This window comes from Paenibacillus alkaliterrae, from assembly GCF_021532375.1.
Classification (GTDB): domain Bacteria; phylum Bacillota; class Bacilli; order Paenibacillales; family Paenibacillaceae; genus Pristimantibacillus; species Pristimantibacillus alkaliterrae.
Window position 1 is genome coordinate 52,508 of record NZ_JAKGAP010000042.1, and the last position, 15,438, is coordinate 67,945.

A 15,438-nucleotide genomic window follows, 5' to 3' on the forward strand; every position below is an offset into this window, starting at 1 on the left:
CGGCGGCTTGAATCATAGCCTTTACAAAAAAAAGGGCCCCTTCAGTTTATTGTAACCATGGTTACAATAAACTGAAGGGGCAATTATGATGTCCGAATCAATTGATAAACACACCCTTCCACATTGTATGTCGATAGTTTCATGTTGACATACCCCCCCTAGGGGGATAAATTATATCAAAAGGAGGTTATTGGAATGGGAGTTGATCATCATGACAAGAAACATGCATCTTCACATAGAGAGGCAAATAAAAGTGTACCCTCGGTTGTGCATGATTCGCATGAGCATACTCATGAGCATAAGCATCGAAAACAGATCGTTAACCGTTTAGCGCGTATCGAAGGCCATATGAGAGCTACAAAGGAGATGACAGCATCCGGTCGCGATTGTTCCGAAATTCTTCTGCAAATCGCTGCTATTCAGAAGGCTTTGGATAACGCTGCAAAATTGCTGCTTAAGGATCATCTTGAAGGTTGTGTAGTCGATGCGATTCAAAAGGGAAATCAGGAACAAGTGTTAGCTGACTTAAATAAAGCCCTGAATAACTACATCAGATAGCAGATGCAGACCGTTGTACCATCATGTTTAATTTGTAGATCTATGAGGTTATAAAAGGAGTAACATATGTCGAGCTTCAAAACCTATTTTACATTTGTAAAGCCTTATTGGAAGCTAGTATGCGTCACGTTATTGATTGGGATGATTAAATTTGGTATACCGTTGACGCTGCCTCTTCTTATGAAATATGTTGTTGACGATTTATTGCTAAACCCAATCCCTGTAGATGTAAAAATCGAAAAATTAAGTTATGTCATGCTGGGTGCTGCTGCACTGTTTGTTGTGGTTAGGGCGCCAATAGAGTACCTCAGACAATACTTTGCTCAATTAATAACCAGCCGTATTTTATACGATCTTCGCAATCGTCTGTTTGTGCATATTCAAAAGCTATCCTTAAGGTATTATCAAAATCATAAAACCGGTGAAATCATATCCCGGATGATTAATGACGCTGAACAAACAAAGAGCATCGTGGAAACCGGAATGATGAATGTATGGCTGGATCTATTCACGCTGTCCATTGCCTTAGTATTCATGTTTTATATGGATTTTGAATTAACATTGGTCTCTATAGCGGTATTTCCCTTTTATGCTTTGTCCGTCAAAAAGCTGTATAAAAGGTTGAAGGCTTATACAAAGTCTAGGTCACAAGCTCTGGCGAATATTCAAAGCTATCTTTTTGAGCGGGTTAACGGAATGCCAGTCATCAAGAGCTTCACGCTGGAGGAAGTAGAAAAAGAAAATTTTGACGGGAAAAACCGGCACTTTCTGCAACGAGCTTTAGCTTTGACCAAATGGAATGCATTGACAAACGCCATCATCAATACATTAACGGACTTTGCTCCTTTATTGGTTCTGTTTTATGGAGGCTATCAGGTTATACAAGAGAATATTACGTTAGGTGCCTTTATCGCATTTTTTGCCTATCTGGATCGGCTATATAGTCCGCTTCGCCGCTTAGTTAATTCTTCGACAGAATTGACGCAGGCAAGCGCCTCCTTGGAACGGGTGGTTGAACTCATGAATGAACCTTATGATATTGTGGATTCACCGCAAGCGAAACCGATAGCAGATGTAAAAGGGAAAATTGATTTTAACGACGTCAATTTCCGGTATGAGGCTTCTGCCGGCTGGGTTTTAAACAATCTTCAACTGAGCATATGTCCAGGTGAGACGATCGCTTTCGTAGGGATGAGCGGGGGAGGCAAATCCTCGTTAATCAGTTTAATCCCACGATTTTACGATATCCAGAAAGGAAGCATTCGGTTAGACGATACGGATATCAAGGATATAACCATAAAAAGCTTGCGAAGCCAGATTGGAATGGTCTTGCAAGATAATATCTTATTTAGCGGCAGCGTACGTGAAAATATACTTTTTGGAAATCCTGATGCTGCCGAAGAACAAATCATTCAGGCGGCTCAAGCCGCTAACGCACATGATTTTATTTTGAACCTGCCAAACGGATACGAAACGGAAATCGGAGAACGGGGTGTAAAGCTGTCAGGGGGACAAAAGCAGAGGATTGCCATTGCCAGAGTATTTCTTAAAAACCCGCGGATTTTAGTTCTTGATGAAGCAACCTCCGCCCTTGATTTGGAGTCTGAGCATTTAATTCAAGAATCTCTTGAAAGATTGGCTAAAGACAGAACGACTTTGATTGTCGCACACCGACTGTCAACGATTACGCATGCGGATCAAATTGTACTCATTGAGAATGGGGAAATTAAAGAAAAGGGGTCTCATGAAGAACTGATGAGGAAAGATGGGGGATATGCCCGTTTGTTTAATGTACAGAACCTGAAAGAAGTCGACCCCGTAAGTTAAAGCTTCTCAAAACGTGAAAGGAAGAGCTTAGCGCTCTTCCTTTTTATATATTGTTTAGAAAGCGTTACGCTAAATCCTTGTAGATCTTTCGCATCACATGCCCGAGTATTACCTGAACGGTAACGGGCTTTACTTTCGTTTGCACACTATTGTGAAAAGCCTTACGAACTGGCTACACAGTTTGCAAATTGTTCGTTAAACCATTCCGTGTCCAGATTTCTGCCGATAATAACGAACTCGCTGACCCGCTGTTCATCCTCTCTCCAGTCGCGGTCAGGGTAGGAGCTGAACAACATGTGGATGCCTTGGAACACAATGCGCTGCTTGACCCCTTTAATATGAAGGACACCCTTGTAACGGAACGTATCGGTGCCATGATCCGTCAACCACTCCTGCAGGAACCGCTCCAATTTCGCCAGATCAAGCGGCTGTTCCTCACGGAAGAACAGGGAGTAGACATCATCATCGTGATCATGGTCCTCTTCCTCAAGGAAGCCGGGGTCAAGCTCTAGCTTCTTCTCCAGGTCGAATGCCCCGATACCTAGAATATGGTTAATATCGATTTGAGATTGCCGGGTATGGTATAGCTTGGCTGCAGGGTTCATGGATATCAGGCGATGCTCGAGTTTCTTAAGCTCATTCTCCGTGACAAGATCCGTCTTGTTCAACAGAAGTACATCGGCGAAAGCGACTTGCTCTTGCGCTTCATGACCATCATCCAAATGCTGGTCAGCATGCTTCGCATCGACGACGGTTACAATGGCATCCAGCTTGTAGAACTCTGCCATTTCTTCATCTACGAAGAAGGTTTGGGCTACAGGGGCCGGGTCGGCCAAGCCTGTTGTCTCAATAAGCACACGGTCGAAGTTAGCTTTACGCGAATCACCGGCACCTCTCTTGGCATCCATCAGCTCACCGAGAATGCGGATAAGATCTCCCCGGACCGTACAGCAGATACAACCATTGTTCATCTCGAAAATCTCTTCATCCGCTCCTACGACGAGTTGATTATCGATTCCAACCTCTCCAAATTCATTCACAATTACCGCAATCTTCTGACCGTGATCGGCTGTAAGGACGTGATTCAACAGGGTGGTTTTGCCTGCTCCAAGGAATCCGGTCAATACGGTAACCGGAATGCGCAGATCAGCTTCTACAGCTTGCGACATAAGCGACACTCCTTTTACGGGATTTTTAATCGTAAGTTTTACTATTAATAAGTATAGAAGGTTCAATAATATTTGTCAAAGAGTGAGAATATGAATCAATTTTTGAAGAGTAGGGCAAATTGAATTTGGAAAGGAGGGGATGAAATGGAACATCATGTCCATAATGAGCATGAACACCGCCATAGCATTGCTTGCGGACATACCAAAATCCGTCATGAAGATCATATAGACTATGTTCACAACGGTCACCTGCATCGAGAACATGAAGGACATTGGGATGAATGCAAAATTCCGGTAAGTGATGTGAATCCAGCTGAATGCAATCCCTTGACTTGTGGTTGCGACCACGAAATAGACTGTGGTCATGAAATGGTTCCCCATGATGATCATATGGATTATTTAGTAAATGGTCGACTGCATCATCTTCATGGTGATCATTGTGATGACCACGGGCCCGTTGAAATCGTATTGATTCACTAAGTGTATTTTCATTTGTTAAATCCGTTATGGAATGTATCTAACAGTTCTAACCCGCCTAATTAGCCAAGCGCCAAGGATATGGCTGAAATTAAAGAAGCTGATATATTCGTCTATAACGGGATTGTAGAAGGATGGGCAGAGCAAGCACTTGAGAGTGCACCGAATGATAAGCGTATTGTGGTAGAAGCAAGCGGTGGAATACAGCTGATGGAAAGCAAAGAGTCTGAGCATGAAGAAGAAGGCCATGAGGAAGAAGGTCATGAGGAAGAGGAGTCCGGCCTCGATCCCCACATTTGGTTAAGTCCGGTACTGGCGCAGCAGGAGGTGCTTGCGATTCAGGAAGCATTCGAGAAGGCTGACCCGGAGCATAAGGCTGCTTACAAGGCGAATGCGGATGCCTATATTTCTAAACTGAAAGAACTGGATGCTGCCTTTAAATCCGGACTTCAAAACGTTAAGCATACCGAGTTTGTAACCCAACATGCAGCATTCGGCTATCTCGCTAAGGATATGGTCTGACCCAGGTTCCGATTGCGGGGCTGTCGCCGGAACAGGAGCCGTCTCCAGAGCAAATGTCGGAAGTTGTTGCGTTTGCGAAAGAGCATGAGATCAATACGATTTTCTTTGAGACGCTCGTCGACCCGAAGATTGCTCAGACGATTGCGGATGAGATCGGAGCTAAAACGGACGTGCTTAATCCGCTAGAAGGGCTGACGGACGAGGAAAAGAAGGACAATCTCGACTATATCGGCATTATGACCAAAAACCTGGAAGCCTTGAAGAAAGCATTAAACGAATAGCTGATGAAAGGGGCTTAGCGATGAATGGCGACATGGAATTTGTCCGGTACGAAGCATCATCTACGAAGAAAGCTGACGCTTATGAATGTCACTCAAACTAAATTCGTTTTGAAATTTATAAATATAAAAGAGCCAATCATTTCTGATTGGCTCTTTTATATTTTGGAATTGGATTTAATAATTGAGGTGAATCTTCTTATATTATTTCTTGAATTATCCCCCCTAGGGGGATATAATAAGAAGCATATTTCTACCTCATGTACAGGAAGTGAAGCTAAATGTCCGCGACTGTTCCTCTGAAGGACACGAATGCTCGAGAGAAAGTAAAGATCATATTGGCGCTAGGTATTCCAGCCGTAATAGAAAATTTTCTTCAAACCATTGTAGGTTTCGTAGATACGTTATTCGTAGCAAAATTAGGGCTGGGAGAAGTTGCGGCGGTAGGAGTAAGCAATACGATAATTGCTGTCTATTTGGCCATTTTCCTTGCAATAGGTGTAGGCTGCTCCTCTCTTATAGGCAAAAGCATTGGCGCAGGAGATTTGGCCAAGGCTCAATCGATTGCACGTCAAGCGACGTGGCTCGCCATATTAGCTGGCCTCTTATTCGGAATCTTATCTCTTTTCTTCGCAGAGCCAATGTTAAGGCTAATGGGAGCGGAAGCCGATGTGATCGTCGATGGGGTTGTATATTTCAGAATCATTGCCGTACCTTCGATTCTTATGTCGCTTATGACAGTTTTCGGAAGTATCCTGCGATCTGCGGGGGATACGAAGACACCGATGAAAGTCAGTATTTGGATGAATATCATCCACGTGGGGCTGGATTATGTATTGATTTTCGGTTTATTTGCTTGGGAGGGATGGGGCATTGCAGGTGCAGCTTATGCCACCGTCATTTCAAGATTGTTGGGAACCGTTGCTCTCTACTTTTATATACGAAAATCATCACTGTCCTTTTCTCTAAAAAGTATGCAATCAAATGAGTACATACTGCCTTTACTTCGGTTGAGCGGCCCTGCGGCCGCTGAAAGATTGATTATGCGATTAGGGCAAGTGCTTTACTTCGGGCTTATTATCGGACTGGGAACGAAAATTTATGCTGCACATATGATTGCGGGCAATATTGAAATCTTCTCCTATATGCCAGGATATGGATTTGCGGTAGCGGCAACAACGCTTGTCGCCCAGCAGTTAGGTTCTGGCAGAAAAAAAGACGCATTTGCGTACGGTCTTATAAGTACGGGTATCGCTGCCTTGCTAATGTCTGTCGCAGGCGTTCTCATGTTTATCTTTGCGCCGGTTGCTGCTTCATGGTTTACGAATCAAACGGACGTCATGGATAAGGTAACAGCTGCACTTCGAATTTCTGCCATTGCACAGCCTTTCCTAGCGGTCGGATTAGTACTTACGGGTGCTTTACAAGGCGCAGGCGATACGAAAAGTCCTATGTACAGCACGGCAATCGGAATGTGGGTCATTCGTGTTGCCGGTGTTTATATATTGGCTGTTCAGCTTGATTTGGGTATTGTGGGTATTTGGTTATCCATTCTGGTTGATTTGATTATCAGAGCACTCTTCCTTTTCTGGCGTTTCACAACACTTTTTCGTCATCATACGTAAACAATACCTGAGACATCCTGGCCATAAAGGATGTCTCTTTTATTAAGTTTGAATAATTTGAGGAGAAAATGTTACGATAATGTCATACGGCACTCACGGGAACTCCAAACCAGTCAGGTACTATATAAGGAGTGTCATCAATGACTTTATCTATGGACGTACGTTGAAAATTATGCGAAAATGATTGTTGCTCCATGCTGGCAAGGTCGAATAGATCTTGAACCAAACGTTGCAGCTGAACACTTTGCGTAAATAATAACAGTATTATCCGGTCTCTTGTATTTTGCTTATTCATATAGTTGACCTCCTTGCACACTGTCTATTGTAACCCTAATTTTTTAAGAATAAGTGAAGAATCATCGAATATTTTCATGTACAATGAAAGGAGCAAGGATTAGGATTATATATTTTAATCCGGAAAACCATTCATAATAAATAAAGATGAAGTGAGGTTCAATAAATGTGCGGTTTTGTAGGTTTTGCAAATTGCGGTTCAGATGTTGATCAAACAATAACAATCCAATCAATGATGGATATGATCGTTCATAGAGGTCCTGACAGCGGGGGCGTTTACTCGGATGGACAACTATCCTTGGGTTTTCGGCGTCTAAAGATTATTGATCTGTCCGAAGAGGCCAGCCAGCCGATGTTTAATGAAGATAAAAGCTGCGTTCTTGTATTTAACGGAGAAATATACAATTATCAAGAACTTAGGGAAGATCTTTTGGAAAAGGGACATGTCTTCATAAGTCATACAGACAGTGAGGTCATTATCCACGCATATGAAGAGTATGGCGTCGATGTCCTGCAGAAGCTTAGAGGGATGTTTGCTTTTGCGATATGGGATAAGAAGAATGAAACGATGTTTTTAGCCAGAGATTTCTTTGGCATTAAACCGCTCTACTATACTCAAAATACAACGGATAACTCCTTCATTTTTGGTTCCGAAATTAAATCGTTCTTAAAGCACCCTGCGTTTGTTAAGGAATTGAATAAGAATGCGCTGAAGCCTTATCTGACCTTTCAATATTCGGTGCTCGACGAAACGTTCTTCAAAGGCGTATACAAGCTGAAGCCCGGTCACTACATGATCTACAAAAAAGGGGAACTTGAAATAAAACCATACTGGGATGCAAACTTTGCGGAGGTGCATGGCAGTCTAGAGGATTATGTAGAAAAAATTAACGGAACAGTAAGAGAATCGGTCGAATATCACAAAATCAGTGACGTGAAGGTCGGTTCTTACTTATCTGGCGGCGTTGATTCCAGCTATATTACCGCTTTATTAATGCCTAACAAAACATTTTCCGTCGGATTTAAGGATTATGAAGGCATATTTAACGAGACGAATCTTGCGGAAGACTTATCGGAGCTATTGAACATCGAAAATCATAAAAAGCTGGTTACCGCGGATGAATGCTTTGATCTGTTGCCAACGATTCAGTATCATATGGATGAGCCTCAGTCCAATTTATCCTCATTACCTCTATATTTTTTGGCGGAGCTTGCGAGTAAGCATGTCACCGTCGTGCTCTCTGGAGAAGGCGCGGATGAAGTTTTCGGCGGGTACGACTGGTATGATACTACGCCTGCTATGAAGAAGTATGAGCGGGTTCCCTTTGTATTAAGACGAATAGTGTCAAAAGTATCTGGTAAACTGCCAAGAAACCGAATCTCGTCATTTTTAGTAAAAGGCGGACAACGGGTAGAGGAGAGGTTTATTGGACATGCTAAAGTTTTTGATGAGGCAGATGCATTAAACGTGTTGAAGGATGGTTATAAGAACGGACCGTCTGTTCAGAGCATTACAAGTAAAATATATGATAAGGTGCATAACAAAGATGATGTAACGAAAATGCAGTATTTGGATCTTAAGCTCTGGATGCCTGGCGATATTCTTTTAAAAGCGGATAAAATGAGCATGGCTCATTCCTTGGAAATGCGGGTGCCTTTTTTAGATAAAAAGGTTATGTCATTGGCAACACAAATACCTACGAACCTTCGCGTGCATCCAAGCAACACCAAATTTGCTTTGCGTACCGCGGCAAAGGAAGTATTGCCAGATGAATGGGCGAATAGACCGAAAGTTGGCTTCCCTGTACCGATACGGCATTGGCTAAGAGAAGAAAAGTATTATACGCTCGTTAAGGAGATGTTTCTATCCGACCGGGCAAAGCAATTTTTTAATACCGACGAACTAATGAATTATCTGGACGCCCATTACTCAGGAAAACAAAATCATGCGAGATACATTTGGACCGTTTATGTTTTCCTCGTATGGTATAAAAAGTTTTTTGAAGATCTATAATCAGTACGATTTTAAACGGATATAGGTGAGTAAGAGAATGAGCAAATCGAAGGCAAGAAATAAAATATACATGGTTAACTTGGTTTTGTTTATCGTTGTTCTAGCTGCAATTGGGATTGTATTATTTTCCTTAAATGAGGATCATCGTTCTAACCAAACACAAGTTGAAGGACAAACTCATCAGCAACAACCTGCTATTCCGGAGAACGAGAAGCCGTTTCTTGTTTTCAATGACGGAAAGAAACCGCATTCCGAGCATGAAACGTTGGAAGATGCGATAAACGCAGGAACGAACCTCGCGAAGGCTTACGTTATCAGACGGGACAATACCGAAATACTGTGGAATAATTTCAAGGAATTTACGGTTTATCAAAATGATAAGTTTCTGCTCGATTTCGATAATTATGCAGAGGCCGTCGTTTACGCTAAAACATATTCCCATTCATATGTATATCATAACCAGTCGAAAAGCATGGTCTGGGCATATGACAGTGTTCCGGTAGAATCGATTCTGATTGATGCACCGCTCATCTCACAATTGCCTGAATTGGAAAGAGGCTGCGAGGTCACGAGTCTCGCCATGATGCTTCAGCATGCCGGCATAGAGGTTGGCAAGATGGAACTAGCGGATCGAGTGAAGAAGGATCCTACGCCCTATAGGAAAGAAAATGGTATTGTATACTTTGGCAATCCATACGATGGGTTCGTTGGCGACATGACATCGTACTCCAAGCCAGGATACGCCGTTTATCATGGACCGATTAAAGAGTTGGGTGAACAATATTTACCTGACCGTATTTTGGATATGACAGGCATAACATTCGAAGACATGTTGTACGCACTCCAGCTTGGAAAGCCAGTTTGGGTCATAGCTAATACGACTTTCGCACTGCTTCCCGATTCCAAGTTTCAAACATGGCAAACACCGAGCGGTCCAGTAGATATTACGTACAAGGAGCATGCCGTATTATTGACAGGTTATGACGAGAATTACGTTTACTTTAATGATCCATTGGCCAATGAGAAGGACCGTAAAATTAACATTTCTTCCTTTCAGCAAGCTTGGGAACAAATGGGCCATCAGGCTGTTACCTATATCTAACTAAACCGCAGTCACGAGAACTATAAACCAAGGAGCGTGCAACGTGTCAGAATTACCTTTTTTACCAATTATTATTGGAACGGATATTAATGCCTATAACATGGCTATCTCTTTTCATGAAGCATACGGCATTAAGCCAATATTAATTGGCAAGGATCAATTACCTTTTACAACTTTGAGTTCAATAATCGAAAAGATTGAAATATATCCTGCTTTGGCAGACAACAAACATTTTGTCGGGATTCTCAAACATGTGGCAGCTACACTTGCATCTTCGAATAAAAAACTTCTTTTAGTAGGCACAAATGATTTATATGTTCGTTTGATTATTGAAAATGAAGAAGTCTTGAAAGAGCATTATGTATTTAATTACATAAAAGAATCTTTAATGAATCAGCTGCAGGTTAAATCGAATTTTTATAAGCTTTGTGAACAATATGGAATTGATACACCGGCTACATATTTTTATGATTGTAGTGAATCTGCGCCATTACCTGAAAATCTGGCATACCCAATCATCATAAAACCAAGCAATGGTATTGAATATTATAAACACAAGTTTGTCGGGCAGCAAAAAGTATATAAAGTCGATTCAGCAGAAGAACTCCAGAAAGTAGTAGAAACAATAATAGCAAGCGGTTACCAAGAAGAGCTGATTATCCAGGATTATATTCCCGGGGATGATACGTACATGTGGGATTCTGTTATTTATGCCAGTTCTTCAGGAAAAACACAACTCGTCACATTCGCTCAAGTGGTGCTTCAAGAACATACGGTTACGGCAATAGGGAACTACACAGCATTGATCACACGCTATAATAAGGAGATGATGGAAAAACTACAGCACTTCTTGGAAGCAGTGGGCTATGTAGGTTTTGCGAATTTCGATTTAAAATATGATGCCCGTGACGGCAAATTTAAAGTGTTTGAAGTGAATATTCGGCAAGGCAGATCCAGTTATTATGTTACGGCGCTTGGACATAATATGGCTGAATATCTCGTTGACGATCTCATTTATGGAAAAGAAAAACCGCTAACCTATTTAAACGAGGATTACTTATTTACCGTCGTTCCTAAAATTGTGCTGCGCAAGTTTGTAGAAAACGCTGACATTCGGCGTGATGCAAACCGTTTGATCAAAGAAGGAAAATACGGCAATCCGTTATTTTATAAACATGACCATCATTTTAAACGGAAGTTTTTTTTGTTTGCCCGTCAGGTAAATTATTATCGTAAATACAAGAATAACAAATGGTAAGCTTGACGCTATTATGGAAAAGGAGGCATCTGAAACAAGATGTCTTCTTTTGTTTACTTTTTAATCAAATCTTCACGAGTTCCACAAAAAATACCGATCCAAGGAAAATATAGCTCTGGACAATATTAGGAGGAGTCTGGTATCTTTTGATGGGGTTAAAGGAAGATTCCAAGATATCCGTACGGACCAGAAGTTTCGGATCATTATTATTATTTATGCCCATAATCCGGATGGTCTAGAAGCTAGAGCAATAGAGTTCGCTTATGAGAATGATTGTGTAATTATTACTGGTCGGGGCCACGAAAAGAAACTCGTGACGGGTGATCATGTCGAATAAGATGAGGTAAGAACGACATTTATGGAGGAATCATCGTGACATTAGATGAAGAAAAAGAACTTGTTCATAAAGCCAAAACGAATCCGGAAGCCTTTTCTCTTCTTTACGAAGAGTACTATAGTCTCCTCTTGAATTATGCTGTACGTCGTACCGGTAATGTGGAAATTGCAAAAGACATCGTTAGTGAAACTTTCTACAAGGCAATTAAAAAACTATGGTTGTTTCAATGGAGGAACATTCCTATTTCAGCATGGTTGTATAGAATAGCCAATAATGAATTGAAACAATATTATCGGAAGTCGCGTTATCGGGCCGAATCTTTTGAACTCATGCTAGCACGAACGGATCGGGAACCTATGTTGGATTACAACTTAGAGGAAGAAGTGGTTCAGGCCCAGGAAGAGCTTGAGAAGCATGAGCAATTTTTATTCTTCCGGCAAAAAATAGCTGAACTACCGATTAAATATCAGGAAGTATTATCTCTACGTTATTTTGAAGAGAAATCTTTAAAGGAAATCTGCGAAATACTCGGGAAAGCGGAAGGGACCGTTAAGTCTTTGCTCCACCGAGGAGTAGAAAAGCTAAAAAATATGCGAAATAGTTCTTAAAAAATGCAACCTTTTTATTCGAACGTCATTATAACGATCAGAAGGTGAAAATAATGAAAAAAAACGATTGGATTGATCCGTTGGAAAAACTGGAAAAACCGGAGGTGAATTTGACTCGTCACAAGTCTCAGTTACAACAGGTGCTTCAAAAAGATTTATATGAAAAAAGGAAACAAGGATTTTCTTTTGAAAAAAATTCGGGAGTGATTTGGATGTCTTTATTAAAAAATACAAAAGTGATCGTGCCGGTTCTTTCCATTGCCCTAGTGTTTATATTATATTCATTCTTGTTCACAGGATCACAAGCCTCAGCTTACATTACACTGCAAGTTAACCCGGCCTTACAATTTACTATTGATAACAAGAGCAAAGTCATTGAGGTAGAGGCATTGAACGAAGATGCCAAAAGCGTGGTGGATGGGCTTGAGCTTATCGGCAACGAGGTAGGAGAAGCATTAGAATTGGTCACAGATAAAACGATAGAACTGGGATTTGTCAAATCGGACAAAAAATTTGTATTGTCGTTCCGGGCTGCAGAAGATAACATAAATGAAGAATTGTTGAATCAACTGACTGAGGAAGCTAAGCAAGCGATCAGCACCAGTCTGTCAACTGCAAATCAGGCTAATGAAGTGAAAACGGTCGTTATTTCCAACGAGCTGTTTGAGCTTGCGCTGAAAGAAGGCGCTCTTCCTTCCGCCTATATTGATTTGATTGAAGCGAACGTCTCGCAGGAAACTATCCAAGAAATTCTCCTATTGTCCAATATGGAAGGTGTGGATAAAATCACTTTCTTGGAAGAGTTGGATACGATTGGCTCCGCGATGGGAGATATGCTTGAAGCCGGTTTTGACGAAAAACAAGCATTCACTTTGCTGCAAAATGCATTAGCAGCGGATAAAGAAATTGAAGAATTGTCGACAATCATAGCCGCAATGATTGACATGAAAGATGCGGGAGCCAATCCGGAGCTAAGTCTGGCCTTCATTAAAGCAGCTCTTGAGCAAGGTATCGAACAAGAAACATTGCTTGAAGAGATTACAACATTGACTGCAGCCCATATCGATATGATTGAAGAAGGGATTTCAGAAGAAGCGGCCTCTACCCTTATTAAAGAAACGATGAAGGCGGACCCTTCCCTTGAAGAAATAACAACCATTACATCGGCGCTCATCGATCTTATTGAGGAAGGCCTGACGGAATCGGAAGCAATGGCAAAGTTGCAAGCTGCTATGAAAGCCGACCCTTCCCTCGAGAGCTTGGATGATTTGTTAGAAGGTGAAGCTTCCGAGGGCGCTGAAGAAGAAGCTGCGGGCGACGCAGATTCGGAGAGCACTGAAGAAGCTGTGAGCGACGCAGAAAATTCCGAGAGAACAGAAGAAAATGAAGAAGCTACAGAGGCAACAGAAGATGTCGAATCCGACAACGTTAAGGATTCTTTCTCCAAAGCTACATCTAACGACGATGACGATAAGGACGGCAATGAGGATCATCAAGCCGATTCGCGAACGGATAAGCCCGCTAATCCAGTAGCATCGGAAAATGAAAGCCTGTCTGCCGACGCTAGTGATAAAGAAGCCGAAAGCGATTCTGAATCTGATGAAAAATCTAGCTCGGCGGATGCGGATAGTTCTGAAGACGAGTCCGATGAGAGTTCTGAGGATGAAGATCGTTAAGAACAAAATAGAAGTATTACTTGTAAAATTGTCTAGAAAGGCTCCTCATATTTTGAGGGCCTTTCTTCATTTTTGAGTAGTGCACATCGCGATCCCAAAACGAATCAATGATTTTATCAGTATAATCGCATTCGAATCCGGACGGAATAGCAGCGATTCGCAAATATTTGATTTTACTAAAAATGCGCCCTTCCTTTTACGGTTATGTAAGGTATCCCCCAAGATCGTTAGTATACTCCATTTCCGATTTCTGAATAGAGTATTCACAATTGAAGTTGGGAAACATAACTGAAAATCAATATTAAAGAAGGGGAGAAACAAAATGGGAAAATATAAATCTGTAATGCGTTATTGCTTGCTGGTCAGTGCTTTAATTAGTGTTTCAGTGTTATTCTTCCTTTCGCTTACGGGTATGGATAGAGCTGAACCAAAAACATCATTTAAGGTGCTTGTGTTTTCGAAGACTTCTACTTTTCGCCACGACTCGATTCCGGACGGAATAGCAGCGATTCGCAAATTGGGAAATGAGTACAATTTCGCTGTGGATGCAACTGAGGATGCTGCTGTATTTAATGATGACAATTTAGCACAATACAGTGCGGTAATTTTTTTACATACAACAGGCGATGTTCTGGATGATGCGCAGCAGGCGGCATTTGAACGATATATCCGGACAGGAAACGGTTATGTTGGCATTCACGCTGCCAGTGATACCGAGTATGATTGGCCTTTCTACGGGGAACTGGTCGGTGCTTATTTCAAAAGTCACCCGCCAATTCAAGAAGCGACGATCCTCGTAGAAGATCAGAAGCATCCGTCGACTTCATTTCTCCCTGTAAAATGGATACGCACAGACGAATGGTTTGACTTTCGGACGAATCCAAGAGGTAAAGTTCATGTTCTAGCTTCTTTGGATGAGAGTACATACTCGGGAGGAGAAATGGGGGAGGATCATCCGATTACATGGTGTCGCACCTATGAAAATGGACGATCCTGGTTTACCGGTGCAGGTCATACCAAGGAGAGCTACTCCGAACCTTTATTTTTGAAACATTTATTAGGTGGGATTTTATATTCTGCGGGAGTAAAAAAAGGCGATTGCCAAGTAAATTAAAACATATGCAGAGCATATGGTATGGTTAAATCCGAAGATACAAGGATGGCGTAATGGATTCAAACAATGTTACTTCTGAAATGCGCTGATTACCAGTAAAGCAACAGCCCAGATTAAGTCTGGGCTGTCCGTTTCCTAACCTTCGTTATGCCGTCGTAGTATATCTTCAACGAACGGTTAAGTTGGTGGAAAAAGGGTACAAGTGTGGTTAACTTTAGGAGGCAAAGTAAAATCCTTTTATCCTCTTGATTAAATTAGAGAGCAGGGAACGATTTCTTTCTCTGACAGATGGAATAAACCTTGTTCCCAATCCAGTACTCAAAAAAGAACAAAATATCTATACCAATGTTCTATTTTACTCTTAACCGTTAAAAATTGGAGGTTATATATGGATTTACCTTATGGAATAACGGGAGGCTATTACGATTCTTTAACGGAAAAGAAACCTCCTTCTATAGACAAAAAGAAATTTTATTCAAAATGTGGTAAAGCCGAGTGTAAAATTAAGAATATAGCCGGAATAAAACTTTAGAGTCTCCCCTCTCTGCCCGATGTAATAGAGAGCGCGTCTATTACACA

General features: G+C 41.6%; 12 protein-coding genes and 1 pseudogene. 11 read left to right on the forward strand and 2 right to left on the reverse strand.

From position 1 onward, the window contains the following. Positions 1 to 195: 195 nt before the first annotated feature. The gene (locus L1N85_RS17430; protein WP_235240344.1) at positions 196 to 558 is read left to right on the forward strand and encodes a metal-sensing transcriptional repressor; all 363 of its coding nucleotides are present in this window, start codon (positions 196 to 198) and stop codon (positions 556 to 558) included. A 66-nt stretch (positions 559 to 624) separates the two neighbouring features. After that, a complete protein-coding gene (locus L1N85_RS17435; protein ID WP_235240345.1) occupies positions 625 to 2,385 on the forward strand; it encodes an ABC transporter ATP-binding protein in 1,761 nt (586 codons plus the stop codon). A gap of 161 nt (positions 2,386 to 2,546) precedes the next feature. On the opposite strand, the gene L1N85_RS17440 is transcribed toward L1N85_RS17435, so the two are convergent. After that, on the reverse strand, positions 2,547 to 3,554 hold the full coding sequence (locus L1N85_RS17440) for a CobW family GTP-binding protein (protein ID WP_235240346.1): 1,008 nt from the start codon (positions 3,552 to 3,554) through the stop codon (positions 2,547 to 2,549). Positions 3,555 to 3,698: 144 nt separating this feature from the next. Between L1N85_RS17440 and L1N85_RS17445 the strand changes: the two genes are divergently transcribed. From L1N85_RS17445 to L1N85_RS17455, 3 genes and pseudogenes are all read left to right on the forward strand, one after another. Then, positions 3,699 to 4,034, forward strand: a complete 336-nt coding sequence (locus tag L1N85_RS17445) for a hypothetical protein (RefSeq protein WP_235240347.1) — start codon at positions 3,699 to 3,701, stop codon at positions 4,032 to 4,034. A 63-nt stretch (positions 4,035 to 4,097) separates the two neighbouring features. After that, positions 4,098 to 4,834 (forward strand): annotated as a pseudogene (locus L1N85_RS17450) (metal ABC transporter solute-binding protein, Zn/Mn family); the annotation flags it as partial. Between the two features lie 335 nt (positions 4,835 to 5,169). After that, on the forward strand, positions 5,170 to 6,456 hold the full coding sequence (locus L1N85_RS17455) for an MATE family efflux transporter (protein ID WP_328285238.1): 1,287 nt from the start codon (positions 5,170 to 5,172) through the stop codon (positions 6,454 to 6,456). An 82-nt stretch (positions 6,457 to 6,538) separates the two neighbouring features. Here L1N85_RS17455 and L1N85_RS17460 read toward each other — a convergent pair whose 3' ends face one another. Beyond that, a complete protein-coding gene (locus L1N85_RS17460; protein ID WP_235240349.1) occupies positions 6,539 to 6,751 on the reverse strand; it encodes a hypothetical protein in 213 nt (70 codons plus the stop codon). A gap of 165 nt (positions 6,752 to 6,916) precedes the next feature. Between L1N85_RS17460 and asnB the strand changes: the two genes are divergently transcribed. The 6 genes from asnB to L1N85_RS17490 all read left to right on the forward strand — a co-directional run bounded on the left by asnB (position 6,917) and on the right by L1N85_RS17490 (position 14,859). Next, positions 6,917 to 8,764, forward strand: coding sequence for an asparagine synthase (glutamine-hydrolyzing) (gene asnB / locus L1N85_RS17465; RefSeq protein ID WP_235240350.1), 1,848 nt, complete (start codon positions 6,917 to 6,919; stop codon positions 8,762 to 8,764). A gap of 37 nt (positions 8,765 to 8,801) precedes the next feature. Continuing rightward, positions 8,802 to 9,866, forward strand: coding sequence for a C39 family peptidase (locus L1N85_RS17470; protein ID WP_235240351.1), 1,065 nt, complete (start codon positions 8,802 to 8,804; stop codon positions 9,864 to 9,866). Between the two features lie 43 nt (positions 9,867 to 9,909). Continuing rightward, positions 9,910 to 11,124 (forward strand): carboxylate--amine ligase, encoded by a 1,215-nt coding sequence (locus tag L1N85_RS17475; RefSeq protein ID WP_235240352.1) that lies wholly within the window; start codon positions 9,910 to 9,912, stop codon positions 11,122 to 11,124. Positions 11,125 to 11,496: 372 nt separating this feature from the next. Next, entirely contained in the window at positions 11,497 to 12,069 is a 573-nt protein-coding gene (locus tag L1N85_RS17480) for an RNA polymerase sigma factor (protein ID WP_235240353.1), read from the forward strand. Positions 12,070 to 12,122: 53 nt separating this feature from the next. After that, positions 12,123 to 13,745 (forward strand): anti-sigma-I factor RsgI family protein, encoded by a 1,623-nt coding sequence (locus L1N85_RS17485; protein WP_235240354.1) that lies wholly within the window; start codon positions 12,123 to 12,125, stop codon positions 13,743 to 13,745. Between the two features lie 322 nt (positions 13,746 to 14,067). Next, the gene (locus L1N85_RS17490) at positions 14,068 to 14,859 is read left to right on the forward strand and encodes a ThuA domain-containing protein (protein WP_235240355.1); all 792 of its coding nucleotides are present in this window, start codon (positions 14,068 to 14,070) and stop codon (positions 14,857 to 14,859) included. The last annotated feature ends 579 nt before the right edge of the window (positions 14,860 to 15,438 follow it).

What these genes read in the sequence shown, in the direction of transcription:
- L1N85_RS17430 (WP_235240344.1), top strand. Translation starts at nt 196, where the DNA reads ATGGGAGTTGATCATCATGACAAGAAACATGCATCTTCACATAGAGAG.
- L1N85_RS17435 (WP_235240345.1), top strand. Translation starts at nt 625, where the DNA reads ATGTCGAGCTTCAAAACCTATTTTACATTTGTAAAGCCTTATTGGAAG.
- L1N85_RS17440 (WP_235240346.1), bottom strand. Translation starts at nt 3,554, where the DNA reads ATGTCGCAAGCTGTAGAAGCTGATCTGCGCATTCCGGTTACCGTATTG.
- L1N85_RS17445 (WP_235240347.1), top strand. Translation starts at nt 3,699, where the DNA reads ATGGAACATCATGTCCATAATGAGCATGAACACCGCCATAGCATTGCT.
- L1N85_RS17460 (WP_235240349.1), bottom strand. Translation starts at nt 6,751, where the DNA reads ATGAATAAGCAAAATACAAGAGACCGGATAATACTGTTATTATTTACG.
- asnB (WP_235240350.1), top strand. Translation starts at nt 6,917, where the DNA reads ATGTGCGGTTTTGTAGGTTTTGCAAATTGCGGTTCAGATGTTGATCAA.
- L1N85_RS17470 (WP_235240351.1), top strand. Translation starts at nt 8,802, where the DNA reads ATGAGCAAATCGAAGGCAAGAAATAAAATATACATGGTTAACTTGGTT.
- L1N85_RS17485 (WP_235240354.1), top strand. Translation starts at nt 12,123, where the DNA reads ATGAAAAAAAACGATTGGATTGATCCGTTGGAAAAACTGGAAAAACCG.
- L1N85_RS17490 (WP_235240355.1), top strand. Translation starts at nt 14,068, where the DNA reads ATGGGAAAATATAAATCTGTAATGCGTTATTGCTTGCTGGTCAGTGCT.